The organism is Candidatus Kapaibacterium sp. (assembly GCA_025059875.1).
Taxonomy (GTDB): Bacteria; Bacteroidota; Ignavibacteria; order Kapaibacteriales; family HRBIN21; genus HRBIN21.
This window is the reverse complement of sequence record JANXCT010000004.1, coordinates 70748-95870: the sequence shown is the minus strand read 5'-3', so window position 1 is coordinate 95870 and position 25123 is coordinate 70748. Positions and strand designations below refer to the sequence as shown.

The following is a 25123-nucleotide window of genomic DNA, read 5'->3' as shown; positions in this document are numbered from 1 at the left end:
GGCTGTTCTACGGAAGGCGCACGATGACTTGGTGCCACGACGAGTGGACCGAGCTGAGCCGCACCAGCAGGACTCCGGTAGCGCTTGGCGGCAGTGGAAGACGTATTGGCCCGGCCGACAGAGGGAGCATTTCTCGCTGGAGACAGTGTCCCAGGAAGTCCCAGACCTCGAGTGTCCATACTCCCCCGGCAGGGAGCTCGCCGATGAGGAAGCCGTCGTGGTATGATATCGTTAGGCGGGTTGGCCGTGGAATCGGCTCGGGAGAGGACAGGATCCGAGCATACCGGACGCACTCGCGGAAGAGTTCGGCGAGTGCGGTAGAGCTTTCCGCAGCGCCGAAGCAGCACAGGAACTGCCGCCGCTGGTTGGGTTCCCAGACACCACGGAAGCGCACTCCGACGGCAAGCGCAACATCGCCGGTGCTGTCGTGCTGGAGGCTGCTGCCACTGTTGAGCAATCGGATCTTCTCCGCCGTAGTCAGCCCGTCTCCATCGTAGAGCAAGATAGTGCTGAAGCCTGCACACTGCACCTCTGCTTCGGGAATCAGCGCAATGGCGCATGCCCCGACGATGAGTGAGTCCGAATGCTCTATGACCTCGGCTCCGTGCGGCAGCTCAACTGTTGGCTCCTCTGCTTCAGGAAAGAAGCGGACGCGGTCGCTGCGGCCAGCAGGACTCAGGTCCCAGTCCATCACGTATCCGATGGCGATATCGCGGAGCGGGATGCCGGAAGTATTCCAGGCGGTGACCAAGAAGCGCGCAACGCCGGAGCTCTCCGCAGCGAAGCCTAGGAATTGCTGCTGAAGGAGGAGTCCAATCCGGCTTCCGAGTGGAGCGTTGGCATCACTGACGAGGTTCAGCTCCTCGTTGGGTTCGGCGAAGGGTTTCAGGACGGCGAAGTCTCGGTCGCGCGTGAAGCCAGAAGGTGCAGCGCTAACGGCACGACCTTGGAGGCTGTCGGTAGCAACCAGCCCTCCGCCGTAGAGCAGGGAGCAGAACTCCCGGTAGCGGAAGCCGCTACCCTGGGCGTTGGTGGGATAGTCTGCGAAACCGAGCGCTCCATCGTCGGCAATGCTGAACTCTGCTGTACCGTTGGCAAAGGTGATTGTAGTGGGGACTGGGACGAGCGTGACGAAGAGGGCATCACGATACTCCCCAATGCTATCGCGGAGCTCCAAGCGTAGGAGTACGGGGTCCACAGAGGCGGTGGTGGCAACAGCACGGAAGGGGCCGAGTTCGCAGAAGGAAGCAGCCGGCAGCGCGGCTACTTTGCATAGCGTGTCCAGGAGGTGGAGCGCTGGGCTGGAGTCAGAGCCGAGGCGGAGCGTGCAGGTGACGTTCGTAGCGCTTCCTAGCACGTTCCGCGCTCGGATCCACAGCCAGAGGGTGTCGCCGAGTTGCCACCGGCGTCGTTGACGACCCTCGGCAGAGCGGACGAGGAGTTCGGGGAGTACTAGGCCTGGGGCTTCTGCCGGCGGTGTGGCGAGCGCTGCCCATAAGTTGAGCCGCCCCGGAAGCGCTGCAGCAATGTCAGGGTTGAGAGCGCGGATGTCGTCTGCTGTACGGCGCAGAAGAGCCAGTACTTGCAGGGGACCCAACTGTGGGTGCAGTGCGCGTAAGAGTGCTGCTGCTCCTGCAACGATGGGAGCCGCAGCCGAGGTTCCACCGAAGGTAGTATAGTCGTCCTCCCCGTCATTGGAGGTAGTCCAGGCTCCTTCGCCAGGGGCCAGAAGTGTTGCTCCGATTCCGTAGGCCGACTGTGGCTGCAGACGGTCATCTGGGTAGGTATTCCCCACCCCCACCACTCCGGGGTAGCCTGCCGGATACCACGCTGTAGTGCTCACAGGGGTGTTCCCCGCCGACGCCACTACCAGCGTCCCGCGGGCAATAGCGTACTCCACAACTGACCGGTTAATGCACGAGTACGTCCGGCTTCCCCAGCTGCAGTTGACCACAGCGAAGCCCATGAGGGCGCTGTAGAGGATGCCCTGGTAGCCGTAGTAGATGGCGGGGACGCCCTCTGGGGCAGCTTTGATGGGGAAGAAGCGGCAGCGGTAGGCGATGCCGGCGATCCCTTTGGCGTTGTTGACTGTAGCCGCAGCGATCCCAGCAACTCCCGTCCCATGGCCCTCCCCTCGGTTGCGCGGGTCGCCCGGAGAAGTACCGTCCCGTTCGGCAGCGAAGTTGTAGCCGAGGTAATCGTCAACGTAGCCGTTGCCATCGTCATCTACGCCGTTGTCGGGAATCTCCGAGCGATTGTACCAGAGGGAGCTGAGAAGGTCCTCGTGCATGTAGAGGACGCCGGTGTCCACGATCCCGATGACGACAGTGCTGTCCCCTTGGGCAAGCTCCCAGCCATTGAAGGCGTTGATGGTCCAGAGGAGCTGCTGGCGCGGCAGCAGGGGATCATTCGGGGTGAAGCACGGTAGGCTGACGACGTACGGCTCGGCGAGCTCAACGGCGGGACAGGATTGGCGCAGGAGTTTGCAAGCGTATTCCGGTTCCCACGGGTCGGTGTACTCTACAACGAAGGTGCGTAGAAGGGCTTCTTCGAGCCGCAGAGCAGTGGTTCGTTCCACAGCACTGAGTTGCCGACGTTGAAATCCAGCTCGGAGGCTCTGCTCCCATCGGAGTAGCGGCTGGGCTCGTCGGACCTGCAGAGGGAGGGGCGGTAGGGTCTGCAAGCGCTGGGAAGCATGTTCGGGACGGAGCCGGAGGAGTACGACTCCGCTCAGCACTGGGTCCAGTCGCCCCACTGACGGGTTTGGTGGAAGCATTGCTTGGTGAGGATGGGGAATAGCAGTAAGAGGACTGCCTCCGCCGAAGGCAATGAGGGCGAGGGCTATCGCCACTTTGCCAATCCGACATGTCCACCCTGAGGGTGGAGGCGTTTTCGTAGTTTGCATTTGTGTAGACCCCCCGGTGCAGCAAAATTACAAGCCGCTGCAGTGCAGCTATGTCCTTCGTAGGCCTGGCGCGAAAGTGGCGGCCGCTGACGTTTGCAACAGTGGTCGGGCAAGAGCACGTGACGACGACCCTGCGGAACGCCATCCGCATGGGGAGGATCTACCACGCCTACCTCTTCTGCGGTCCTCGAGGGGTTGGTAAGACTACGACAGCGCGCATCGTCGCCCGTGCGCTGAACTGCCAGCAACTGCGCCCAGATGGAGAGCCCTGCAATGAATGCCCTCCGTGTCAGGAGATCCTCCAGGGACGGTCTCTGGACGTCTTGGAGATTGATGGGGCCTCGAACAACAGTGTCGAGGATGTACGCCGACTGCGGGAGAGCGCGAAGTTCCCACCAGCCGCGGGGCGGTACAAGATCTACATCGTCGACGAAGTCCACATGCTCTCGCTGTCGGCGTTCAATGCCCTACTGAAGCTCCTGGAAGAACCACCGCCCCATCTGGTCTTCGTGCTGGCAACGACGGAGCCCCAGCGGGTTCCCCCAACGGTTCTCAGCCGCTGCCAACGCTTCGACTTCCGGCGGCTCAGCGTGGAGCTCATCGCTGAACACCTTCGCAGCATTGCCCAGCAGGAGGCCATCTACTTGGAGCCAGCCGCTGCCTATGCGCTGGCCCGGAAGGCCGAGGGCTCTCTTCGGGATGCCTTGGCCCTCCTGGATCAGGCCATTGCGTTCTGTGGGACGGAGGTACGACTAGAACAGCTCACCTCACTCCTGCGCATCGTAGATACGGAGACTCTCTTCCGGCTTACGGCAGCTCTCCAACAGCATGATGTTAAGGGCGTTCTGGAGCTGGTGCACGAGGTCATCCGTCGTGGCTACGACGCTCACGAGTTTGCGGAAGCCCTCCTAGAGCATCTGCGCCATCTGGTCACCGTTCGAGCTATAGGTTCCGCTCGGTTGCTGGACGTGCCACCGGAGGTTGCTCGTCGGTACGAGGAAGAAGCACAGTGGCTCGCTCTGCCTGACCTCCTCAATTGGCTGACCATCCTCCAGACTACGCAGCAGGCATTGCGGTACAGCAGCCAGCCGAGAGTCCGGCTGGAAGTGGGATTGGTGCAGATGGCGCTGCTGGAGAGCGCCGTGGAGTTCGGCGAACTGCTGCGGCTGCTCAATACACTGGCTACGCAATCCCAAGGGATTGCTGCTTTGAACTCTGCGGAGGCCCGGCCGCCCTATACTGTCACGAGTGTCCCAGCTTCGGCTTCCGTAGGGGCTGGGCCACAGGAATTGGAGCAGAGCGTACGTAAGTTCTTGGAGCAGACCTCAAACATCGCCATTCGAGCAGCATATCAAGCCAAGGAGCTTGCTGTGCAGGTAGAGGGAGAGACAGTCGTTCTTACGACCTCGCACAGCTTCCTCGAGGAGCTGGTCCGTCAGCAGTTGCCGCAGCTCCGGGATGAGCTGAAAGAGTTCCTGGGAAGGCCAGTTTCGGTCCGCTTGAATGACAGCGCAATGACTCCAGGCACTATCTCCGACCCACAGGAGGAGACTCTGGCTAAGGTGGAGCAACACCTCCAGTTGCTACTCTCTGCCCGACGCGTTCCTTCTACCAAGATGCCAGGGGCGAACAGCAAGGGCTGATTCGGATGCTGTCCGCGGGAATGCCGGCGCCGGACTTTGAAGCCTTGGATGATCGTGGTCTCCCATTTCGCCTCTCAGCGCTGCGCGGGCAGTGGGTAGTGCTCTACTTCTACCCAAAGGACAACACGCCGGGCTGCACACGTGAAGCGTGTGCGTTCCGGGACGTCTACGCAACCCTCGCACAGCGAGGAGCCACGGTTGTGGGAATCAGTCCCGATAGCGTTCGCTCGCACCAGCGCTTCAAGGAGCACTACCAGCTACCGTTCGTGCTCATCAGTGATTCCGGGGGGCATATCGCACAGCAGTATGGTGTCTGGCGTGTTCGCCAGCTCTATGGGCGTCCATCAACAGGGGTTGTTCGAACAACCTTCATCATCGATCCCGATGGCATCATTCGAGCGGTCTTTCCCGAGGTCCGCGTAGACGGGCATGCAGAAGAGGTGCTCCAGCGTCTTATAGCCCTCCAGCAGCACTCTCGAGCATGATCGATACGCATGCCCACATAGACCTGCCAATCTTCGACGATGACCGCGCTGCCGTTCTACAGCGTGCTCACGATACCGGGGTAGAGGCTGTTATCATGCCAGCGATTTCCCCTCAAGGCTTTCCCAAAGCGCGGCACATTGCGGACCAGTTTCCAGAGGTCTACCGGGCCGTAGGTATCCATCCTCATGCTACACTGCAGGCAGATGCTGCAGCCCTAGCCGCGGTGGAAGAAGAAGCGACCATGCCTAAGGTCGTTGCCATCGGAGAGATTGGGCTGGATTACCACTACCATGACCTGGCTCCGCCGTCGGTTCAGCAGGAGCTCTTCCGAGAGCAGCTCCGGATTGCTAAGCGCTGCAACCTGCCGGTCATCATCCACAACCGGGATGCGCATGCGGATGTGTTGCGGATACTTGAAGAGGAACAGGATGGCAGCCTGCAAGGGGTATTGCACTGCTTCTCCGGTGACGAAGCATACCTGCAGCGCGCTTTGAGGCTGGGCTTCCATGTCTCTGTAACGGGCAACATCACCTACCGCAAGAGTGCCGTCGCAGCATTGATAGCACGGGTGCCCGAGGATCGCCTCATGGTGGAGACCGATGCCCCTTACATGGCTCCCCATCCCCATCGTGGCAAGCGGAACGAACCAGCGTTTGTGCGTTACGTCGTAGAGAAGATTGCCGAACTAACAGGGCGGACATTCGAACAAGTAGCAGAAACCACTGCACGGGTGGCACGTGCTTTCTTCAAGCTCGCTGTCTCCGTCTGCCTCTTCGTGACTACGGGACTAGCGCAAGAGGTAGGGAAGCATCTGTACTCCAAGTCCTTCGGGATTGGACTCCACGCAGCGACGAATACTATTGTCGAGTTGCGCCGTTTCCCGACGGGAGAGGATCAGACCTTCTCCTACGAAGGACTGCCGGCATTTGGACTGCACCTCTTCTACGAGTTTCTCGACCACCTCAGTGTGGAGGCAGCCTATGTGTACTCCCGGAACACAAAGGTACTGAAGAGCCCCCAACGGCCGTGGGGACAAGACCGGCCAGACATCTACCAGGCTCTTGAGCTGTGCATCCACGCCACTCCGAACCCGTATGGGCGGGTGAACTTCTACGGTACACTTGGAGGGGCAGCACTCTTCAATCGAATCAATGAACGGCCTGAGAATAAGGCAGCGGTTGTTGCCGGAATTGGGCTTCGCTTCAACGTGCCTACCTCCTGGGGGATGTTCATGCCCTGGATGGAGTGGCGTCTAGATTTTGCCCTGGGCCGTGAGGAACGACGGGTCTTCCTGAGCCGCGAGAACCAGAGGGATGCTCAGGTGGGCTTCTACCTCTCATTGCCGCGGATAGGGCTAGTATGGTTCCCACCCTGGTGGTAGAGCGGCAGCCGGGGGTCTGGGTTGCGGAGCATCCGGCTGCTCGCCATGAATTAGCCATCTTGCGCTCTGCGGCTACAAGCCGGGCAGAGTTTCGTGCTGCAGCCGAGCGGTTGGGTTTCTATTTAGCGGCTGCAGCGACGACACGGTTAACACTCGAGCCCGTGGAGGTAGAGACCCCGCTCTGCCGGACAGTAGCCTATCGGCAGGTGGAGCCCTCGTACTGGTACCAGTTCTTCGCGCTGGGATGCTCCTGCTGCCGGCCTTCCTACGACTGTTCCCCGAGGCTCGAATTGGCTACCTTGGACTACGCTGCAACGAGCAGACCTTAGAGCCAGAGCTCTACTACGCTAATCTCCCGCCGTTACAGCCGGAAGCACGGGTCTTTGTCCTGGACCCCATGATGGCTACAGGGGGGAGTATGCAAGCAGCAGTAGAGTTCCTGCGGCATCAGGGAGCAACGTCGTTGACGGCCGTATGCATCATTGCTGCTCCGGAAGGAATTCAGCGTTTCCGTCAGCATCACCCCGCTGTGCCGATCGTGACTGCAGCGATTGACTATGGGCTTAATGCCCAGGGCTTTACCTTGCCTGGGCTAGGTGATGCTGGTGACCGTGCACACGGGACGGGGAGGGAAGAGGATGAGGAACAACTTTGAAGGCAAAAGGGGCACCGACTGCTGTCGGTGCCCCCGTGAGACTGCGCCTTCAGAACCTCACCGCTTGTCGTCGTCGACCACCCGATAGTCAGCTTCCTCTACACGTCCATCGCCCCTACCACTGGCAGAGCTCCCGCCATCCCCTGAGCTCGAGGTCGTAGTAGGGGCCTGCTGGTAGAGTCGTACAGAGACCTCATTCCACGCTCGATTGAGCTCGTCCATCGCGGCCCGAAGCTCTGTGACTGGCGCATTGTTCTTTAGGGCTGTCTGGAGGCGCTCCTTTGCTTGCTCGATCCGTCCTCGGTCGGCCGGCGAGAGCTTCTCACCCAGCTCTCGGAGCTGCTTCTCTGTGGAGTAGACCAAGGCATCAGCCTGGTTTCGTAGTTCGATCTCCTCTCGACGTCGCCGGTCCTCCTCAGCATGCTCTTGGGCCTCTCGCTTCATTCGCTCGATTTCTTCCTTGCTCAGCGTGCTGGCACCAGTGATTCGGATGCTCTGCTCTTTGTTCGTTGCCCTGTCGCGAGCAGTGACAGTGAGGATGCCGTTGGCATCAATGTCGAAAGTGACCTCGATCTGCGGTACGCCGCGCGGTGCTGGTGGAATTCCATCCAGGTGGAAGCGACCTAAGGAGCGGTTGTCCTTCGCCAGCGGACGCTCGCCCTGCAGGACATGGATTTCCACCGATGTCTGGTTGTCCGTGGCCGTTGTGAAGATCTCGGTCTTGCGTGTTGGGATCGTAGTGTTTGCTGGGATCAGTACCGTCATAACGCCGCCGAGTGTTTCTACCCCAAGCGAGAGCGGTGTGACGTCCAGCAGAAGGACGTCGCGGACCTCTCCGGCTAGCACAGCCGCTTGGATCGCAGCCCCGACGGCCACGACTTCGTCAGGATTGACGCCTTTGTTGGGTTCCTTGCCGAAGAACTCGCGCACCAACTGCTGGATACGAGGAATGCGGGTAGAACCCCCGACGAGGATGACCTCGTCGATCTGATGTGGGGCCAGCTTGGCCGCTTCCAAGGCCTTGCGGCAGGGTTCCAACGTCTTCTGGAAGAGGTCTTCGCAGAGGCTCTCGAACTTGGCCCGCGTGATCGTCATCTGGAGGTGCTTCGGTCCCTCAGAGGTCGCAGTGATGAAAGGCAGGTTGATCTCCGTCTGCAGGAGCTGGGAGAGTTCGATTTTGGCCTTCTCGGCAGCTTCCCGGAGGCGCTGGAGCGCCATTGGGTCTTTGCGGAGATCGACGCCTTCCTGCTTCAGGAACTCGTCGGCGATGTAGTCCACGAGCCGCTGGTCGAAATTATCCCCGCCGAGGTGGGTATCTCCGCTAGTGGCTTTGACCTCGAAGACACCTTCGCCGATCTCCAGGATGGAGATGTCGAACGTACCGCCTCCTAAGTCGTAGACTGCTACCGTCATCGTGCGCCCACGCTTGTCGAGGCCGTAGGCCAACGCAGCGGCTGTTGGCTCGTTGATGATACGACGCACGTTGAGCCCGGCAATCTCCCCAGCGGTCTTCGTTGCCTGTCGCTGGGCATCGTTGAAGTATGCTGGCACCGTGATGACGGCATCGGTGATCTTCTCTCCCAAGTAAGCTTCGGCATCGGTCTTCAGCTTCTGCAGAATCATCGCAGAAATCTCTTCTGGAGCGTAGAGTCGCCCCTCTATCTCGACGCGGACGGCGTTGCCATCGGGAGAAGGCACGACCTTGTAGGGGACCATGAGCATTTCTTCCTTCACTTCCTCCGGACGCCGCCCCATGAAGCGCTTGATGGAGTAGATGGTGTTCTTGGGGTTGACAATCGCTTGCCGCTTAGCGGCGGCGCCTACCAGACGCTCGCCGGTCTTAGTGAAAGCAACAACGGAGGGGGTCAACCGAGATCCCTCACTGTTCGGGATGACCACCGGCTGGCCGCCCTCCATAATCGCAATGACCGAGTTCGTCGTTCCGAGATCAATGCCTACAATCCGTCCCATGGCTGTGCAACGCTCTGTGTTGTGCTCTGTGTTGTACAACGTTCTGCGAACAACATTTCAGAGTGCGAACAAAGACCCGCACGCGAGGAGGGAAATCCCCTTCCCGTGCGGCTTTGTCGAGGAGAATGCTGTGCATGCTTAGCGGACCTGCACTTCTATCTCCTTCGGCTTGGAGGGCGTTACCTTCGGGAGCGTGATTGTCAGGACGCCATTCTCAAACTTGGCGTCGACTCCGTCAACTTTGACGTTCTCTGGCAGCGCGAAGCTCCGACAGAAGCTCCCGAAGACGCGCTCCATCCGCAGGAAGTTCCGCCCCTCCTCCTTTCTCTCCTCCTTCTTCTCGCCCTGGACAGTGAGCACTCGGTCCTCCGAGATGCTGACTTTCACGTCCTCCTTGCGCACCCCGGGCAGCTCAGCGTAGATGTAGATGTTCTGCTCATCCTCCGCAATATCCACTCTCGGCGAGAAGCCGGAAGTCTCGAAGAAGCGAGCAGGGAAGGAGCGGACCATGTCGTCGAAGAGCTCCTCGAAACGTCGCAGCATGCTCTCAAAGCCCCGGAAAGGCTCAAACCTCACCAGCGTCGTCATGGCTCTACCTCCTGGCTTGGCTATGTAACATACCACATCAGCTTCTTGGCTCCCTCGTGGGAGCCGTAGCTTGACCAGATGAAAATTTCGTGCCAAGCTCGTGCAGGGCCCGTAGTTCTGCCATGTTGGCAGCGTTTCTGCCACTTGCGATGTACGAATGGCATACAACTGCGCCATGTTTATGCGCGCACTCAGCTACCTTGTTGCGATGACGCGGCGAAAGGAGATATCTGGAGCAATGGAGCTGAAGACAGAGAGTGGGTCTATCACGACTCCGCGGCTGCGGGAGGCGTGAACGACCCTCCCATTGCCTAAGTAGATGCCGATATGGCGCACTTGTAGGTTGTGGGCAGCAATGACTAGATCGCCAGGTAGAGGCTCGCCGCTCACTATCTGCCCTACCTTTGACTGTTCTGCGCTCGTCCGAGGCAGAGAGACGCCCAGAGCTTTGTAGACCTGCTGTACGAAGCCAGAGCAGTCGACGCATTCAGTGCCTATGCCACTACGACAATACGGAATCCCTAACCACCGCTCTATCTCCCGCCAAAGACGCTCTTCGAATAGTCTCGGCTCTCTCTCGGAGGCTTCAGATTGGCTCGGCTTGGCCTCTAGGTGTGCAAACCGAGCAGTGCTGTGGCATCCACTGAGGATTCCACCAACCCATCCCCAACCGACGATGCAAAGCCAGGCGAGAGACCGACGGGCTACATGTGGTCGCATTTCTGCCAGTTGGGTGCGTCAAATAGGACAGTGCATGTATGGTGCCATTCTGTTGTTCGAGCGTTTTGCGGGTATAAAAGTACGCCAACAAGTGCGACGCCGACTGCGAGCTACTGTTGCCATGCCCTTTACGCAAGATTGGGGAAGCAGGGAAGGGCTTGGAGGGCTATGGAACTATTTTGCGGACTCGGGGCGGAAGTAGCGGTAAACGGCTTCAGCATACCGGCTCGGTAGAACGCGCTTGAGCTCCTCTAGGGAAGCAGCACGTATACTCTCCACCGATCCGAAGGCATTTAGTAAGCGCTGTGCCCTTTGGGGACCAATCCCAGGAATCTGGGTCAGCTCGGTTTGCAGAGTGTACTTGCGACGTCGAAGGCGATGGTACTCTACTGCAAACCGGTGGGCCTCGTTGCGGATGCGCTGGAGGAGGCGCAGACTCTCTGAGGTCTTCGGAAGGAGGATTGGGTCAGGCTCTCCTGGGCGGAAGAGCTCTTCCAAACGCTTGGCCAGAGCTAAGACGGTAAACTGGCCATAGAGACCGCACTGAGTGAGAGCCTCTACAGCCGCTGAGAGCTGTCCTTTGCCGCCATCGATCAGGAGAAGGTCCGGAGCAGCATCTTCCCCGTTCAAGATTCGGCGAGCATATCGGCTGACGACCTCCCGCATGGCGGCAAAATCATCGTTCCCGGGAGCTTGCTCCAAGCGGAAGCGGCGGTACTCTGCCTTATGCGGCTTCCCGTCTACGAAGACTACCAGTGCAGAGACGGGTTCGGCACCGTGCAGGTGAGAGTTGTCAATGCAAGCGATTCGTCGAGGGAGGGTAGGGAGCCGCAAGTCTTGTTGGAGAGCTTGGAGTGGGTGGGGAATACGTCCTGCTCGCTTGGCACGTTGGAGGAGGTGCTCGTCCAGGAGCACTCGGGCATTGAGCTCTGCCATCCGGATGAGCTGTGCTCGCTCTCCAGCTCGAGGTGTTACAAGGCGAACGGGTGCTCCACGCTTGTGGCTCAGCCACTGTCCAATCAGCTCAGCTTGCTCGGGTAGCTCTGGGAGAAGGAGCTCTTCGGGGACTTCTTGGTGCTCCAAGTACCACTGCTCTAAAGCAGCTTGGATGAGCTGAGGGAGAGTGTAGGCATGAGTGTGGTGGAGGAAGACGTGCCGTTTGTCGATGAGCTTCCCCTCACGAACGCTGAGGAAGACAGCACAGGCTATCGTATCCTGGACAGCGATCCCGAGCACGTCGTATTCAACCGGATCTGAGCTTATGACTTTCTGCCGGTCTGTGTGCTCCTGGAGAATGCGCAAGCGGTCCCGGAGCTGTGCTGCTTCCTCAAATCGGAGTTGAGCTGCCAAGGCATGCATCTGCTGCTCTAACTCGCGTTGGAGATGGCGGGTACGTCCACGCAGGACCTCGACCGCCTGGCGGATGTAGCGGCGATACTCCTCCTGGGAGATGAGTCCCTCGCATGGGCCGAGGCATTTTCCGATGTGATAGTCCAGGCAGACGCGGAACTTGCCACGACGGATGGACTCCTCACTCAGCGGGAGGTCACAGCTTCGGATGGGGAAGAGCGCTCGCAGGGTCCGTAGGAGATGCCGAGCGTACTTTGCGTCGGTATATGGCCCGAAGTAGAGGCTTCCATCACGGACAAGGCGGCGGGTGAGGAAGATGCGAGGGTAAGGTTCGTGCGTGACTCGGATGAAGGGGTAGGATTTGTCGTCCCGCAGTAGGATGTTGTAGCGCGGCTTGTGGCGCTTGATGAGCGTGTTCTCTAAGATGAGGGCCTCCACTTCGGTGTCGGTGACGATGTACTCGATTCGGGCGATGTTTCGCACCAACGCCTGCGTCTTGGCATCTGTCGGTCGGCTAGGCTGGAAGTACGAGCGCACGCGCTGGCGTAAGTTCTTCGCCTTGCCCACGTAGATGACGGTGCCTGCTGCATTCCGGAAGAGGTAGACACCCGGTAGGGTGGGTAGAGCCTCCACAGTTGCCGCGGCTTCGGCAAATAAGTGGGATGCCGTTTGCCGACTCATGGGAGATCGCCAAGCTGTGGGCGTAGCACCAGCTCTTCTGGCAGCAGTTGGGAATTGGAGGCCAAGGCAAGGAGGGAGCCAATGGCTTCGGCCACGTGTTCGGGCTGTAGCATTCGGTCTCTCCAGCGATGTCGCATGTCGGGTGGCCACAGCGGGGTCTCTGTTGCACCGAGGTGGACGTTGACGACCTTGATCCCATGTGAACGCACTTCCTCGCGAAGGCTCCGGAGCATGTGAGCAGCAGCAGCTTTGAGTCCGCCATAAACGGAGGACTGTGGGAACGCCTTCAAGGAAGCAACAGAGCCTACAAGGACTACGGTCCCCCGTCCACGCCGAAGCATGCCAGGTAGTACCGCCTGCGTACACACGAAGGCACTCCAGAGGTTGTTGCGGAAAAGCTCGGCGAACTCCTTCAGGGAGATGTCCGTGAAGGGCTTGAAGAGTGCGCTCCCGGCACAGTGGACGAAGGCGTGGATAGCCCCGAAACGCTCTTCCAAAGCCTTCACTGTCTGGCGTACAGCATCGGCGTCAGCGCAGTCGCATGGGAAAGCGTAGAGGGAGTGGTTGGAACGTGCCAGCTCTTGGAGTCGGTCTGTACGCCGAGCGCTAGCGGCGACGACGTATCCTTGTGAGCTCAGATGCTGAGCAATCGCTGCTCCAATGCCGCTGCTTGCGCCTGTGACCCAGACAATGCCCGTCAAGGACTGGTGGTCCGCTACCATGCTATCCCTTGCCGAGGCTGTCCTCTGTTACGAGAATCCAGCGCTCTACGAGGCCATCCTGTAGCTCTGCAAGGAATGGGGAAGGCTTGGAGAGTACCCAGCCGCTCTCGCGGTCGAGAGCGCGGGTAGGGTAGAGGATGTAGAGGTACCGCTTTGCCCGCGTGCAGGCCACATAGAAGAGGCGGCGCTCCTCCTCGTAGGCGTCCAGCGAGTCGTAGGCCCACGTTACGGGAAAGCATCCATCGGTCATCCAGAGGATGAAGACCGCGCTCCACTCCAGCCCTTTGGCAGAGTGAACCGTTGAGAGCGTTAACGGGGCTTCCTCGTCGCTTCCTGGCGGCTTTGCCTCTGCAACGCTTTCGGTAGGCGGCTCTATGGCGATATCGGCTAGGAAATCGCGCAACTCCTGGTAGCGTGCTGCCAATGCTATGAGTGCTTCGATGTCCTTCCAGCGCTTGTGATGGTCATCATAGTGGCGCTGCAGCAGCGGACGGTAGAGGAGGGCTGCCTGGTGCAGCAGCTCTGGCAGAGGGTCGTGCCGGAGGAAGAGGCCACGGAGGGCTTCCCAGAGCTGTAGGACGGCTGTGCGTGCCACCGTCGGCGTGCCAGGGAGGATGGCATCCATGCAGTGGGCGTCTTCCCATCGTAGGAGCCCCTGGCGTATGGCATCCACGATGCGGCGAGCTGTCCGAGGACCAACCCCTTCTAATAGCAGCAGGACGCGGTGCCAGCTCACGACATCAGCAATATTGTCCACGATGCGGATGAGTGCCAACACGTCCTTGACGTGCGCCGTCTCCGTGAACTTCAGCCCGCCGAATTTCCGGAAGGGTATCCCCGCTCGTGCCAGCTCCAGCTCTAGGTCAAAGAACAGATGGCTGCTGCGGGCCAGAACAGCAATCTCCGACAGCGGCAGCCCTTGTTCGCGTAGTTCTAGGACCTTCTGCGCGACGAAGAGGGATTGCTGGTGCTCATCTTCGGCTCGGATCACTGCGGGTAGAGGTCCGTCGGTCTGCCTACTGTAGAGCTGCTTGCGGTAGCCGTACGCTGCGCGCGCGATGATGGCATTCGCAAGGTTGAGAATCGGCTGAGTGCTACGGTAGTTCTCCTCGAGTCGGATGTAGGTGCACTGCCGGAATGCTTTCGGGAACTCGAGGATATTGCGGAAATCGGCCCCGCGGAACGAGTAGATGCTCTGGGTATCATCGCCGACGGCGAGGATGTTCTCCTCTGGACCAGCAAGCAGTAGGCTAATGCGGTGCTGAAGGGGGTTGGTGTCTTGGTACTCGTCCACCATGACGTAGCGGAACTGAGCGTGGAGGCGGCGCAGGATGCCAGGATGGTGCTCCAGCAGCTCAATGAGGAGCAGCAGGAGGTCATCGTAGTCTACCAAGCCGTGCTGACGCTTGTAGCGGCTGTAGGCAGCGAAGAGCCGTTCTAGCTCTTCAGCCAAGTGCTGGAAGTGCGGGTAGTCTGTGCGCAAGATGTCCTCAACGCTTCGGCAGCGGTTGATCGCAGCGCTGTGGATGTCGTAGAGCGTCTGCTTCTGAGGGAAGCGCTCACGGCGCTGCTCGCGGAGGAGCTCGGAGCGAAGAAGGTTGAGGACATCTTGGGCATCGGTTTGGTCCAGGATAGTGAAGTTCGACGGCAGGCCGAGGACATCGCCGTAGCGGCGTAAGATGGCGTTGGCGAACGAGTGGAAGGTGCCACCGGAGACACGCTCGCAGCGTCCGTCCAGTAGTCGTGCAGCGCGGTGTAGCATCTCCCGCGCTGCCTTACGGGTGAAGGTCAGTAGCAGGATGCTCTCCGGCGGCACCCCGTCCTCCACCAGCCGGGCAACGCGGTAGACGAGCGTTCGTGTCTTTCCGGTGCCTGCTCCTGCGATGACCAGCGCTGCCCCCTCTTGGTGCATAACTGCCTGGAGCTGGGCAGGATTGAGCTCTTTCTCGTATGGCAGCCGGTACGGGCGATGGCCAGTAGGAGTTCGAAGAATTCGGATTACCTTCTCACTCGCCATCGGTCTTGCACGGGGGACGTTGTTGGCTTCACCACGGTTGCAGACTCAAGCGGCTTTTGCAACAGCAATCGCAAATACTCGGCGAGCTCCGAGTGATAGGAGAGCCTCTGCACAGCTATTGAGCGTAGAACCTGTAGTGAGGATATCATCGACGAGCAGCAGATTGGCAGAGCGTACTACTGCAGCCTGGGTGCCTCCGGCAAAGACCCCAGCAACATTCTGCCGACGTTGTTCAACCGTCAGTTGTGTCTGAGAGGCTGTCGCTATGCAGCGTCGGAGGGCGTCCCGGTACAGCGGTATGCCTGTTACATCGGAGATACCTTCGGCAATCGCTTCGGCTTGATTGTAGCCGCGTTCGCGGCGCCGCGCTGGGTGGATCGGGACAGGGATGAGAGCCTCCAGTTGATACGGTAGGAGTTTCGGGAGGACCATTCCCAGCACACGTCCTAATTCCCTTCCAAGCTCCCAGCATCCGTGGTACTTGAGTGCGTAGATGAGCCGCATTGGCAGCGTGCCCTCCCGTAGTCCGAAGAGCGCAGCGACTCCAGAGAGAGCTAGTTCATCATTCGGGAAGTTCTGCAGCAGTTGATTGTACAGCTCTTCCGGCGGTGGTGCCACGGGGAGGTTCTCCCAACAGGGCTGACAAACGAACCGATGGAGTCCGGCGATCTCCTCCGTCCACTGCCCACAGATACAGCAGCAGCGAGGGGCGAGGAGGTGGAGGAGGACTTCGTATGCTTCAGCAAGCCAATGCTGGAGGCGTAGCTGTGGCATATGCTTTCAGCTCAGCTCGGCAGCGAAGCGCAGACGGGTTTCTACTTCGGGCGGCAACGGTGGAATTTCAGCCGGTGGGAGTAGGTAGTTCGCTAAGCTGGCAAGGTCCTGGAAGATGTGCTGTCGGACGGTAGTCTGGAGCAGGTAGTCGTAGCCGCTGGAACCGCCGGTGCCGACTTTGCGCCCGATCATGCGATTGACCATGACGGTATGTCGGTAGCGCCAGAGGCTCATGCGCTGGTCTAACCGGATGAGAGAGTCCAGAAAACGGGAAGGGAGCTGTAGCAGGGGATAGTCTCGGTACAGCATGATAAAGAGTGCTGCCAATGTGGCCCGGTGCGAAAGGCGGCGCTGGCGCGTACGCTGGAGCTCAGCATAGCGTGCAGCGTCGAAGAGGGCCCCGAAGTCAGCAGCATTGAGCTGAATCTGCTGGAGCTTCTGCTGCTTTTCCTCTGGCGATAGTACCGGATGCTCCTCAACGGCTCGGCGTTCGCGGGCAAACATCCTCAAGGCAGCTTCGCGGTAGGCATCCCAGAAGCGGTAGTCACCTAACTCCAGGAAGGGCATCCGCTCCAACCAAGCCTGGACAACCCCAAAGAGGGTCGGCTGGGAGCGTGCTTGCTGTAGCTGTTGGCGGTCACGTTCATCCAGGCTGAGCTCGTAGCCTCGGAGTACGCGTGCCTCTTCGTCCAACCCAAGCCGTACTTCTAGAAGCCGGAACTGGAGTGACTGGAAGCCGCTAGCGGGGTGTAGGAGGTCGCGGAAAGCCAAGAAGTCCAATGGGGTCATGGTCTCCAGGAGGTCGAACTGCGCAATCCCCAGCTCTAGGATGCGATTGATGCGCTCTACTCGAAATAGGGCGGTGGCGACTTCATGCTCGGGGACATACGACTGACCAATGATGCGGATGACGGAGTCTAGCTCGTAGAGTGCCTGCTTGAACCACAGTTCGTAGACCTGGTGCACAATGATGAAGAGTAGCTCATCGTGGGCTATGACACCATGTTGTGCACTACGGGGGTGCTGTGCCGAGAGGATGCTGTCCAATGCCAGGTAGTCTCGGTAGTAGAGGTGCTCTGCCATTGGCCGGACCTCTGTTTTAGTGTGACGGAGAGCGGAAGTACCACACTTCGGAAGGCCGGAACAGGCGTTCGCCAGCTCCCGTCCCGATTCCGATATACCACCCACTGAACCGGCCAGCGTCATTGAGGATGTCCCACCATTCCCTGCCGCGGAGTACAGAACCGTTGGTGAAACCGGCTGTGAGGAAGATGTTGGCAATCTCTGAGAGGCGGAGTATGAGTCGCGCAGAGAGATTCACGGCATTGGAGGGGTAGTACAGGGCTTCCGCTCCGAGGTCCCCATAGAGCCCTGCAGGGACGAGCTCGAACCAGTATCCTGCGCGGAGTGGGAGGATACCGATGGCCCCTTGATTCATCCCCAGGATGAGGATGGTTGTCAAGGAGGTCCCAAGGTAGAAGCCCTGAGGTCGCAGCGGGAGTGCTAGTTGAACAGGCATGACTCGCAGAAGCAGTCCAGAGATAAGCGGTGAGGACCCCTCTGTCCAGATAGACTGCGACGCGCTCGTACGGAGGAAGGCTCCATGGCCTATCCCTACACTCCAGGCCGAATGCCGATGTTCGCTCCATTCCTGCTGCAGCTCCTCTTCGCGGTTGAGGAAGTCTAGCAAAGAGGTCCCTAAACCGGCGTAGAGCTGAGCAGTACTGCTTCCTTCACTCTGTCCTTGCCCTATAGGTCCTTCGTTCTGTCCTTGCCGTGCAGGAGTCTGTCCCCATAGGAAGCCTACATAGCCTCGGAGGTTGACTCCACCGAGCGACCCGAGTTCCAGCGAGCCAGTGAGGTTGAGGTACTGCGAGGGGAAGAGACTAGTCCCAAGGCTGACTGCGGCTGTAACGTATGGGGGAAGCTCGCGGAAGTACCAGCGCTTGCAGATGTACAACGGTAGGACTCCGATGAACCACGACCTCTCCTGCCGGCTGAGCTGGAAGACCTCAAGGCTCACGCTGCCAACACTCCAGTGTCGTGCCCCGTAGAACCATGGGAAGCGATACTCTAGGATGCCGAAACGGCGCCATGCTCCAGTGAACACTCGTGAGTCGGTGGATGGCTCCCCTTGTTCTTCCAGGGCCTCGGGAAAGAGCCCAAAGAGGCCGGAATCGTAGGCCTCGTCAGAAGGAGCTGTTCCTAGCAGCCCGACGCTCTCGAAGACACCGAGGCGGATGAAGTTTGGGTAGTGCCGCTCTACGGTGCTATCGCGGAAAGTAGCGGTGTGCTCTATCGTCGTATGCCGCGCATTCGGGAACAGGATGCCTCGATCAGCTTCACCAGGAGGATTGAGGAGGTGCGTCTGTCGAACGGTATCCCGGACGATGATGGTGTAGACGTCACGCTCTATGCGGATCCATGGCGTCTGGAGGACATCGGTCGCCGTTGCGCAGCCGCCGAGGCTGAGGACGAGTGTACAGAGCCCGACGAGGAGGACTTTCATCGCTGCAGCTCCAGAATCTCTATCACTTCCACGCATGTCCCAACACCGCACGTTGGGGTGCACTCAGGGCGCAGGACTCCTCGGATACGGGCCCGAAGGTTCTCCTGCTGCAGACGCTGTAGGATTCGGTCGGGTCCGCGAAGCTCGTAGAATGCTTTGTCCCGCATGCCGCCAGTCTCCAGAATCCAGCACACGCGGGAATCGAGTCGCAGAGGGTTGATGACACCGTAAAGTTCAATGACACTGCCTTGGGGACGGGCACTAGCGCAGCCGTCACAGAGAAGGGTAACAGCAGCGAGAGCTACCCAACACCCGAGGCTAAGACGAAGCGACATGGGCATACTCGCGCAGGAATTCGACCGATGCTAGGATTCCGCGGAAGAAATTCTTCAGGTGGAAGTGCTCATTCGGAGCGTGTGCTCCCTCGCTCTCTAAGCCCAGCCCCATGAGCACCACAGGGGCGCCCAAGAGCTCCGTGCACCACTCCACGACTGGGATGGTGCCACCTTCACGCACGAATACTGGAGGGCGTCCGAAGGTGCACTCTAAGGCGCGAGCTGCTGCCTGCATTGGGAGGCTCTCTATCGGGATGAGCACGGGATTAGCTCCGTGAAGTCGGCGGACCTCTACCTCTACTGTCGGCGGGGCCAGAGCTCGGATAGCGGCCTCCGCCTTAGCAGCGATATCGTCTACCCGCTGATTGGGCACAAGGCGCATGGAGAGCTTCGCTGATGCAACGGCTGGCAGTACCGTCTTGGCTCCGCTCCCGATGTAGCCTCCGACGATGCCGTTCACGTCCAGCGTGGGGCGCAGCCAGCGACGCTCGAGAATGGTATACCCTGCTTCCCCAAACAGCATAGGGGCACCAAGCTCCCGCTTTACAGTGTCTTCCTCAAAGGGCAACACTGCAAGCCGTTGGCGTTCTTCTGGACTCGGCTCGACGACGTCATCGTAGAAGCCAGGAATGGTGACGCGTCCGTAACCGTCGCGGAGTCCGCTCAGAATGCGAGCTAGTGCGAGGATGGGATTGTCCACAACACCGCCGAAGACTCCGGAGTGCAGGTCCGCAGACGCAGCGCGGACAGTTACCTCCAAGTAGCACAGCCCGCGCAGGCCATAGCAGAGCGTAGGGAGGTCATCTCGGTACAACGCCGTATCGGAGATCAGGACAGCATCGCACCGAAGCATCTTCCGGTGCTCTTCCAGAAACGGGCGCAGGTGAACGCTCCCGATCTCCTCCTCCCCTTCTAGTAGGAGCTTGACATTGAGTGGGAGCCGCTCGTCGGAGTTCAGGAGGGTCTCTATGGCCTTCACGTGGGCGAAGAACTGGCCTTTGTTGTCCGTTGCACCGCGAGCGTAGATGCGGCCGTCACGGATGCTCGGCTCAAAGGGTGGGGTCTCCCAAAGCTCGATGGGATCGGCCGGTTGCACGTCGTAGTGCCCGTAGATCAGCACGGTCGGGGCGTTCTGGTCTGTCTCCCAGGAGGCATAGACAATAGGGTGCCCTGCCGTTGAGATGAGTTCTAGATGTGTTGGAGCAAGTGTAGCCAAGTGCTCGCGGAGCCATTCAGCACAGCTTCTGACATCTTCAGCATGCTTTGGATCTGTACTAACGCTCGGGAATTGAAGTAGAGAGTTCAACTCCTCGAGAAAGCGGCCCCAATTCCGCTCTACGTAGTCGGCTGCAGAGGGCATCACTTGATCGGGCTCCGTAGGGTACTGCGGCGCTTTTCGGAGTCGGTGTAGTAGTGGTAGTACTTGTAGTACCGGTAGTAGCGGTAGTACGAGCCGTACGTGGTGGAGATGTCGAACTCGTTGAGCACAACGCCGATGATGCGGGCGGAAATGCGCTCCAGGAGTTCCTGGGCTTTCAGTAGGGCATCAATCTTCGTCTCGTTGGCTCGAGCCACAAGGAGGTAGGCATGTGCGAGAGGAGCAAGAACTAGGGCATCGGTGACGGAGATAACGGGTGGTGTGTCGACGAGAACGATGTCGTATTGCTGTCGGAGCTGTTGGAAGAGTTGCCGTGTACGTTCCGAGCCTAAGAGTTCGGAAGGATTTGGGGGAATAGGCCCGCAGGTTAGGATGTCCAGGTTCCTGAGCCCCGTTGGTCGGCAGGCCTGATCTGGGGGCACCTCTCCAATTAGGACGTTGACTAGCCCCGGTTCACGCCCGAAGCCGAAGATATTGTGAGCACATGGACGACGCAGGTCCGCGTCAATCAGTAGCGTGCGGTACCCTGCCTGGGCGAAGGTAATTGCGGTATTGACGCTTGTGGTCGTCTTCCCTTCCTGCGGCACGGAGCTTGTGACGACAACCAGCGGATGGGGGGTATCTACTGTAGCGAACTGGAGAGCGGTACGAACGGAGCGGTAGCTCTCGGCTATTGGGGACTTCGGGCTGTAGTGCGTAATCAGGTGAGGTGGAATCACTTGCTCGGCGGGGAAGCGGGAGTAGAAGGCAGCATCCTCTTCTGTCTGGGCAATCATTGCCGCATCCTGAGCAGTCAGTTCAGGCGGAATCCGAGGAATCGCCGCAAGGACTACTAGCCCCTTACTTTCTAGGTCTTCTGGCGAACGGATGGTAGTGTCGGAGAAGACTCTGATTAGAACGAATCCGATGCCGAGCAAGAGGCCGACGATTGTCGCTATCATCATGTTCAGGGAGCGATTCGGGCTGATCGGACGCTTGGGGGGTACCGCCTTTTCCAAGATAGACACGGTTGCAAACACCGACTGTTCAGCAATGATCGCTTCGTTGAGCTTTTCGGAGAGAAGCTCGTGAAGCTTCTCCAGACCTCCGGTGATGCGGCGGAGTCGAGCTAGCTCAATGCTCTGGGCTGGCAGTTGGCGGAACTCTGCTTCGGCTCGCTGGCGAGCTTGTTCAGTCGCTTTAAGGCGTGCCTCCTCTGCTTGGAGTTGGACACTGAGCTCAAAGACCTTCTGTCGCAGGTGTTGCAAGGCTGCTGTTGGCCCGCCTCCCTCAGGAGAGGCAGGGAGGGTTCCTAGTTTGGAGCGCTTCAGCTCTTCGGTCCGTTGGCGAAGCTTCTCTTTCAGTTCAGCCAGCTGCTCTTCCAGCTGTTGCATCTGTGTCTGGAAGTAGACGGGGCTCGCCACCAAGGGCTTGCTGGCGATGATGAGGTCCCGCTGAACCTCCAACTGAGCAATCTGCTGCTGGAGGGTCTCGATGTAGGGCGAAGACACAGTGGCTAGCTCTTCGGCCAGTCTCGGCTCTATTTCGCGGAGCTGCTGCTGGTACTGCTCCAGTGCCTGCTTCAAGGCGTCACGGGCAATCCGTGCTTCACTGGCTTTTCCGTCCAACTCGGAGAGCTGAGTGACGAGCGCATTGGCGCGGGCATCCAACTCCATTGCGCCGGTACGGCTCATGTAGTCTTGCAGCATCTGTTCGGCTTTCGCTAGAGTGTCGCGCGTCCATTCGTACTGTTGCTGTAGGAACTCCCGCACACGACGAGCATTCGCGCGGTTGTTGCGCTCGTTGACTTGAACATAGACCTCAGCAAAGGTGTTTGCAATCAGAGCTACTTCCGTTGGCTCATTCGTCCGCACTCGGATATCCACAATGTCAGCGTCCCGTGTAGGGATGAGGCTGACGACGCTACGGATGCGGCTTGCTACAGCCGCTACACTGTCTTCCCAGCTACGTGGCGAAGGGGAATTTGGCTTTGCAAAAGTGGTGATACTGAGGCGGTGACCAGCGCGTGCTTTCTGGAGGAGGGCTTCCGCAACGGCCTGCATGGTCTCATGAGCATTCATCTGCATGAGCTCGTTACGGAGCATGCGCTCGTCCTGTCCTGCGAGGCCGACGAGGACAATCCCTGTTGGAGGACGACTTGTGTTGACCAACAGGCGTGCTGAGGCCTCGTATACGAAGGGTCGAGTCCAGGTGTAGTAGAATGCCGCCGCAACGACGACGCCCGTGATGCCGAGGATCCACCACTTTCCTTGCCAGAGGAGGTGAAGGTAGTCCACGAGCGTGAAATGGCGCTGGAGCGAAATGTTAGCAAGTCCGTTGCGCTGGTAGGTGTTGCGCTGCCTCGCCGGGGTCGGCATCGTAAATCCTCCGTGGCTATCGGTGGGAGGTGGGCAGAGCCAAAAATACGGCTTTTGCCGCAAGCCCCTTGCACGAGGCCTCTTCATTAGTCGTTACTTCTGGTGGTAGGGAGTTCCTCATGTGGTGGGTTGTTCTCGGTGTCTTGGGGTGCTTGGCCGGCTGCGCTGAGAGCGCGGTAGACGAGCTCTGGCTACCACCAGACCGGAGCCTCATTCTCCAGACGACGCTGCTAGGAGGCACAGAGGGAGAACCGGGGCAAGAGTATGAGTTCGTTGCTGTAACAGCCCGTCAGCCTGCATGGTGGCGGATCGAGTGGGACTTCGGAGATGGGTCTCCGAAACTCGTTGTCGTCGGGAGCGACCGGGCACGCCATCGCTTCTCTGAAGCAGGGACGTACACGGTGGTAGCGCGCCTCTTCGACCAGAGCACGGGAGCTCTCTGGGCCGTGGGTACGTTGATAGCGAACATCCGTCCGACCCCGCCTCCGCCAGAGATGGTGTTGCTTCCAGCGGGTCGCTTCCAACAGGGCTCTCTGCGGGACATTGCTGAACAGCCAGTCCGAGAGGTAGAGCTGACCGTCCCAATCTGGGTGTGTACTACTGAGGTTACTCAGGCGCTCTGGACGGCAGTGATGGGCTACAATCCTAGCTGGTTTCGGGATCCTCGGCGACCGGTGGAGAACGTTACGTGGTGGGAGGCCGTAGACTTCTGCAATCGGTTGTCACTGCGGCATGGTCTGCGACCATGCTATCTCCGTAGTGGTGACTCCATCATATGGGATCGCACGGCCAACGGCTACCGTCTTCCGACGGAAGCAGAGTGGGAATATGCCTGCCGCGCAGGTACGACAACCGATACATACGCAGGCGACCTCCGCCAGCCTTGGGGCGGCTGCGACGAGGAAGAACCGCTCCTTGAAGAGCTTGCATGGTACTGCCGGAACAGCAACGACCGAACACATCCTGTGGGACAGAAGCGGCCGAATGGCTTTGGGCTTTACGACATGCTCGGGAATGTTGCGGAGTGGTGCTGGGATTGGTACAGTAGTACAGCGTATACTTCTACGCCAGCTCAGGATCCAGCAGGGCCGCCATCGGGAGACCGACGGGTCGTACGTGGGGGAGCCTGGAGTACGGGGAGCTTTGTCGTGCGTTCGGCTGCGCGTATGCCTTTCTCTCCGTGGTACCGTGGGCCAGCGGTAGGGTTTCGTTTGGTGAGATCGCGAATATGATTGGATGGCTCATTGTGGCCGTAGTAGGGGCAGTTGTATGGAGCGGGTGCTCGAGAGAGCAGCCTGCAGCTCCTCAGCGTCCTGCGGGGCAGCCCGATACGGCTGAGGCCCTGCGTCGATTGGTAGCTGTAGCGGAGCAGTGCCAGCCGTGCCATCCGAAACACTACGAAGAGTGGCGCATCTCCATGCACGCCTACGCAGTCGAGGATCCCGTCTTCCATGCACTCAATGAGCTGATGCTCCGAGGACAACAAGTCGTTGATGACCAGTTCTGTATGCGCTGCCATACTCCGTTCGGCTCACTCTTCGGGGAGACGTCGCCGGGAGTACGGAAGGAGCAGCTCTCTCAGCTTGCCCGGCAGGGAGTTACGTGTGATGTCTGTCACATGATGGCACTCCCTCACCCGCCGGGGCGGAGTGTTGTGCGTTTCCGTCTGGATGGAACCCGTATAGGGAATGTTCCGGATCCGCTGCCAAATTCCTTCCACCGCTCTGAGTACGAGCCACGCCTGTCCCAGTCTGAAGCCTGTGCGCCTTGTCATGATGTCATCAATCCGTTAGGGGTGTTGGTGGAGCGGACTTACACGGAGTGGCGTGAAAGCACGTACCCCGGCCGAGGGATTACATGCCAGGTCTGCCATATGCCCTGGACACCTGAGCCGATTGTACCGAATGGTCCCACTCGTCGTCGCCACAGTCACTTGATGCCTGGAGTGGACGTTCCGCTCTCGGACTTCCCAGGGCGGGAGCAAATGATGGAAGCCGTCGAATACATGCTCCAGAATGCTCTTCGGATGCTGCTGACAGTTCCTTCAGAGCTCCATCGAGATAGTGCGCTGCGTATCCGTGTTGTGCTGGCGAATAACATTACGGGCCATGATATCCCCACCGGCTCTATCTTCATGCGGCAAATGTGGCTAGAAGTCATCGTCCGCGAAGCGACGACTGGGCGAGTGGTGTACGAGAGCGGGACCTTAGACTCCCATGGAGACTTGCGGACGCTTCACAGTCTGGACGTCCAAAATGGTCGCGCACCTCTGGATACGAGCCTGGTGCTCTTCAACGGTACGGCACTCCGGAATGGCAAACCGGCCTTCTTCTGGGAAGCTCATGCGGTGGAGTTTCGGACCATCCCTGCCTTCGACACGCGGACGGCCGTCTACACGATCGCTCCTCCACCAGGGGGATGGCGCCGCGATCGTGGTTTGGAGGTCTCGGTCCGTCTCCGTTTCCGGGCACTTCCACCGTATCTCCTGCGGGCACTCGGGCTAGAGCACCTTGTAGAGCGGCTTCCGATCTTCGATATGGAGTGGGAGCGGCGTGAAGTTCGGATTCGGTGATACCTGAGCTTTGGCGCAAAAAGCTTAATTTGCGTTGCTTTTCCTGGAGCCTTGAGGAACAGGCTGCGTTCTCAATCTG

At 59.4% G+C, this 25123-nt stretch carries 20 protein-coding genes; 7 read left to right on the top strand and 13 right to left on the bottom strand.

Annotated elements, in window-relative coordinates; all coding sequences use genetic code 11:
• Positions 1-7: 7 nt before the first annotated feature.
• Entirely contained in the window at positions 8-2905 is a 2898-nt protein-coding gene (locus tag NZ960_06080) for a S8 family serine peptidase (GenBank protein MCS7177168.1), read from the bottom strand.
• Positions 2906-2955: 50 nt separating this feature from the next.
• Between NZ960_06080 and dnaX the strand changes: the two genes are divergently transcribed.
• From dnaX to upp, 5 genes are read left to right on the top strand one after another with little or no spacing between them, the layout of a single operon-like run.
• Positions 2956-4548: a DNA polymerase III subunit gamma/tau gene (gene dnaX / locus NZ960_06075; GenBank protein MCS7177167.1), complete on the top strand. Its 1593-nt coding sequence runs from the start codon at positions 2956-2958 to the stop codon at positions 4546-4548.
• Between the two features lie 20 nt (positions 4549-4568).
• Positions 4569-5033, top strand: a complete 465-nt coding sequence (locus NZ960_06070) for a peroxiredoxin (protein MCS7177166.1) — start codon at positions 4569-4571, stop codon at positions 5031-5033.
• Complete coding sequence (locus tag NZ960_06065) at positions 5030-6415, top strand: TatD family hydrolase (protein MCS7177165.1); 1386 nt, start codon at positions 5030-5032, stop codon at positions 6413-6415. Before NZ960_06070 ends, NZ960_06065 begins: the two co-directional genes overlap by 4 nt.
• Positions 6394-6744 carry a uracil phosphoribosyltransferase gene (locus NZ960_06060; protein ID MCS7177164.1) on the top strand — a complete coding sequence of 117 codons (351 nt, stop codon included), beginning with the start codon at positions 6394-6396 and terminating at the stop codon, positions 6742-6744. Before NZ960_06065 ends, NZ960_06060 begins: the two co-directional genes overlap by 22 nt.
• Complete coding sequence (gene upp / locus NZ960_06055; protein ID MCS7177163.1) at positions 6660-7070, top strand: uracil phosphoribosyltransferase; 411 nt, start codon at positions 6660-6662, stop codon at positions 7068-7070. The genes NZ960_06060 and upp overlap by 85 nt, the downstream gene beginning before the upstream one ends.
• Positions 7071-7127: 57 nt before the next feature.
• On the opposite strand, the gene dnaK is transcribed toward upp, so the two are convergent.
• The 12 genes from dnaK to NZ960_05995 form a co-directional block, all read right to left on the bottom strand.
• Positions 7128-9041: a molecular chaperone DnaK gene (gene dnaK / locus NZ960_06050; GenBank protein ID MCS7177162.1), complete on the bottom strand. Its 1914-nt coding sequence runs from the start codon at positions 9039-9041 to the stop codon at positions 7128-7130.
• 138 nt (positions 9042-9179) lie between these two features.
• Entirely contained in the window at positions 9180-9629 is a 450-nt protein-coding gene (locus NZ960_06045) for an Hsp20/alpha crystallin family protein (protein MCS7177161.1), read from the bottom strand.
• A gap of 195 nt (positions 9630-9824) precedes the next feature.
• A complete protein-coding gene (locus NZ960_06040; GenBank protein ID MCS7177160.1) occupies positions 9825-10349 on the bottom strand; it encodes a C40 family peptidase in 525 nt (174 codons plus the stop codon).
• Positions 10350-10523: 174 nt separating this feature from the next.
• The gene (uvrC, locus tag NZ960_06035) at positions 10524-12380 is read right to left on the bottom strand and encodes an excinuclease ABC subunit UvrC (GenBank protein MCS7177159.1); all 1857 of its coding nucleotides are present in this window, start codon (positions 12378-12380) and stop codon (positions 10524-10526) included.
• Positions 12377-13102 carry an SDR family oxidoreductase gene (locus NZ960_06030; protein MCS7177158.1) on the bottom strand — a complete coding sequence of 242 codons (726 nt, stop codon included), beginning with the start codon at positions 13100-13102 and terminating at the stop codon, positions 12377-12379. Before NZ960_06030 ends, uvrC begins: the two co-directional genes overlap by 4 nt.
• Position 13103: 1 nt before the next feature.
• Complete coding sequence (locus NZ960_06025; GenBank protein MCS7177157.1) at positions 13104-15119, bottom strand: ATP-dependent helicase; 2016 nt, start codon at positions 15117-15119, stop codon at positions 13104-13106.
• Between the two features lie 45 nt (positions 15120-15164).
• The gene (locus NZ960_06020) at positions 15165-15893 is read right to left on the bottom strand and encodes a ComF family protein (protein ID MCS7177156.1); all 729 of its coding nucleotides are present in this window, start codon (positions 15891-15893) and stop codon (positions 15165-15167) included.
• A 6-nt stretch (positions 15894-15899) separates the two neighbouring features.
• A complete protein-coding gene (locus NZ960_06015) occupies positions 15900-16976 on the bottom strand; it encodes a tryptophan 2,3-dioxygenase (GenBank protein ID MCS7177155.1) in 1077 nt (358 codons plus the stop codon).
• Between the two features lie 16 nt (positions 16977-16992).
• A complete protein-coding gene (locus tag NZ960_06010) occupies positions 16993-18402 on the bottom strand; it encodes a hypothetical protein (GenBank protein MCS7177154.1) in 1410 nt (469 codons plus the stop codon).
• Entirely contained in the window at positions 18399-18737 is a 339-nt protein-coding gene (locus NZ960_06005) for a hypothetical protein (GenBank protein MCS7177153.1), read from the bottom strand. The genes NZ960_06010 and NZ960_06005 overlap by 4 nt, the downstream gene beginning before the upstream one ends.
• Positions 18721-20097: a dipeptidase gene (locus NZ960_06000; GenBank protein ID MCS7177152.1), complete on the bottom strand. Its 1377-nt coding sequence runs from the start codon at positions 20095-20097 to the stop codon at positions 18721-18723. The genes NZ960_06005 and NZ960_06000 overlap by 17 nt, the downstream gene beginning before the upstream one ends.
• Entirely contained in the window at positions 20097-22472 is a 2376-nt protein-coding gene (locus tag NZ960_05995; GenBank protein MCS7177151.1) for a polysaccharide biosynthesis tyrosine autokinase, read from the bottom strand. The genes NZ960_06000 and NZ960_05995 overlap by 1 nt, the downstream gene beginning before the upstream one ends.
• A 119-nt stretch (positions 22473-22591) precedes the next feature.
• On the opposite strand from NZ960_05995, the gene NZ960_05990 reads away from it, so the two are divergent.
• Complete coding sequence (locus tag NZ960_05990; protein ID MCS7177150.1) at positions 22592-23704, top strand: SUMF1/EgtB/PvdO family nonheme iron enzyme; 1113 nt, start codon at positions 22592-22594, stop codon at positions 23702-23704.
• On the top strand, positions 23701-25044 hold the full coding sequence (locus tag NZ960_05985; protein MCS7177149.1) for a cytochrome c family protein: 1344 nt from the start codon (positions 23701-23703) through the stop codon (positions 25042-25044). The genes NZ960_05990 and NZ960_05985 overlap by 4 nt, the downstream gene beginning before the upstream one ends.
• Positions 25045-25123: the final 79 nt, after the last annotated feature.

What these genes read in the sequence shown, in the direction of transcription:
- NZ960_06080 (MCS7177168.1), bottom strand. Translation starts at nt 2,905, where the DNA reads ATGCAAACTACGAAAACGCCTCCACCCTCAGGGTGGACATGTCGGATT.
- dnaX (MCS7177167.1), top strand. Translation starts at nt 2,956, where the DNA reads ATGTCCTTCGTAGGCCTGGCGCGAAAGTGGCGGCCGCTGACGTTTGCA.
- NZ960_06070 (MCS7177166.1), top strand. Translation starts at nt 4,569, where the DNA reads ATGCCGGCGCCGGACTTTGAAGCCTTGGATGATCGTGGTCTCCCATTT.
- NZ960_06065 (MCS7177165.1), top strand. Translation starts at nt 5,030, where the DNA reads ATGATCGATACGCATGCCCACATAGACCTGCCAATCTTCGACGATGAC.
- NZ960_06060 (MCS7177164.1), top strand. Translation starts at nt 6,394, where the DNA reads ATGGTTCCCACCCTGGTGGTAGAGCGGCAGCCGGGGGTCTGGGTTGCG.
- upp (MCS7177163.1), top strand. Translation starts at nt 6,660, where the DNA reads ATGCTCCTGCTGCCGGCCTTCCTACGACTGTTCCCCGAGGCTCGAATT.
- dnaK (MCS7177162.1), bottom strand. Translation starts at nt 9,041, where the DNA reads ATGGGACGGATTGTAGGCATTGATCTCGGAACGACGAACTCGGTCATT.
- NZ960_06045 (MCS7177161.1), bottom strand. Translation starts at nt 9,629, where the DNA reads ATGACGACGCTGGTGAGGTTTGAGCCTTTCCGGGGCTTTGAGAGCATG.
- NZ960_06040 (MCS7177160.1), bottom strand. Translation starts at nt 10,349, where the DNA reads ATGCGACCACATGTAGCCCGTCGGTCTCTCGCCTGGCTTTGCATCGTC.
- uvrC (MCS7177159.1), bottom strand. Translation starts at nt 12,380, where the DNA reads ATGAGTCGGCAAACGGCATCCCACTTATTTGCCGAAGCCGCGGCAACT.
- NZ960_06030 (MCS7177158.1), bottom strand. Translation starts at nt 13,102, where the DNA reads ATGGTAGCGGACCACCAGTCCTTGACGGGCATTGTCTGGGTCACAGGC.
- NZ960_06025 (MCS7177157.1), bottom strand. Translation starts at nt 15,119, where the DNA reads ATGGCGAGTGAGAAGGTAATCCGAATTCTTCGAACTCCTACTGGCCAT.
- NZ960_06020 (MCS7177156.1), bottom strand. Translation starts at nt 15,893, where the DNA reads ATGCCACAGCTACGCCTCCAGCATTGGCTTGCTGAAGCATACGAAGTC.
- NZ960_06015 (MCS7177155.1), bottom strand. Translation starts at nt 16,976, where the DNA reads ATGGCAGAGCACCTCTACTACCGAGACTACCTGGCATTGGACAGCATC.
- NZ960_06010 (MCS7177154.1), bottom strand. Translation starts at nt 18,402, where the DNA reads ATGAAAGTCCTCCTCGTCGGGCTCTGTACACTCGTCCTCAGCCTCGGC.
- NZ960_06005 (MCS7177153.1), bottom strand. Translation starts at nt 18,737, where the DNA reads ATGTCGCTTCGTCTTAGCCTCGGGTGTTGGGTAGCTCTCGCTGCTGTT.
- NZ960_06000 (MCS7177152.1), bottom strand. Translation starts at nt 20,097, where the DNA reads ATGCCCTCTGCAGCCGACTACGTAGAGCGGAATTGGGGCCGCTTTCTC.
- NZ960_05995 (MCS7177151.1), bottom strand. Translation starts at nt 22,472, where the DNA reads ATGCCGACCCCGGCGAGGCAGCGCAACACCTACCAGCGCAACGGACTT.
- NZ960_05990 (MCS7177150.1), top strand. Translation starts at nt 22,592, where the DNA reads ATGTGGTGGGTTGTTCTCGGTGTCTTGGGGTGCTTGGCCGGCTGCGCT.
- NZ960_05985 (MCS7177149.1), top strand. Translation starts at nt 23,701, where the DNA reads ATGATTGGATGGCTCATTGTGGCCGTAGTAGGGGCAGTTGTATGGAGC.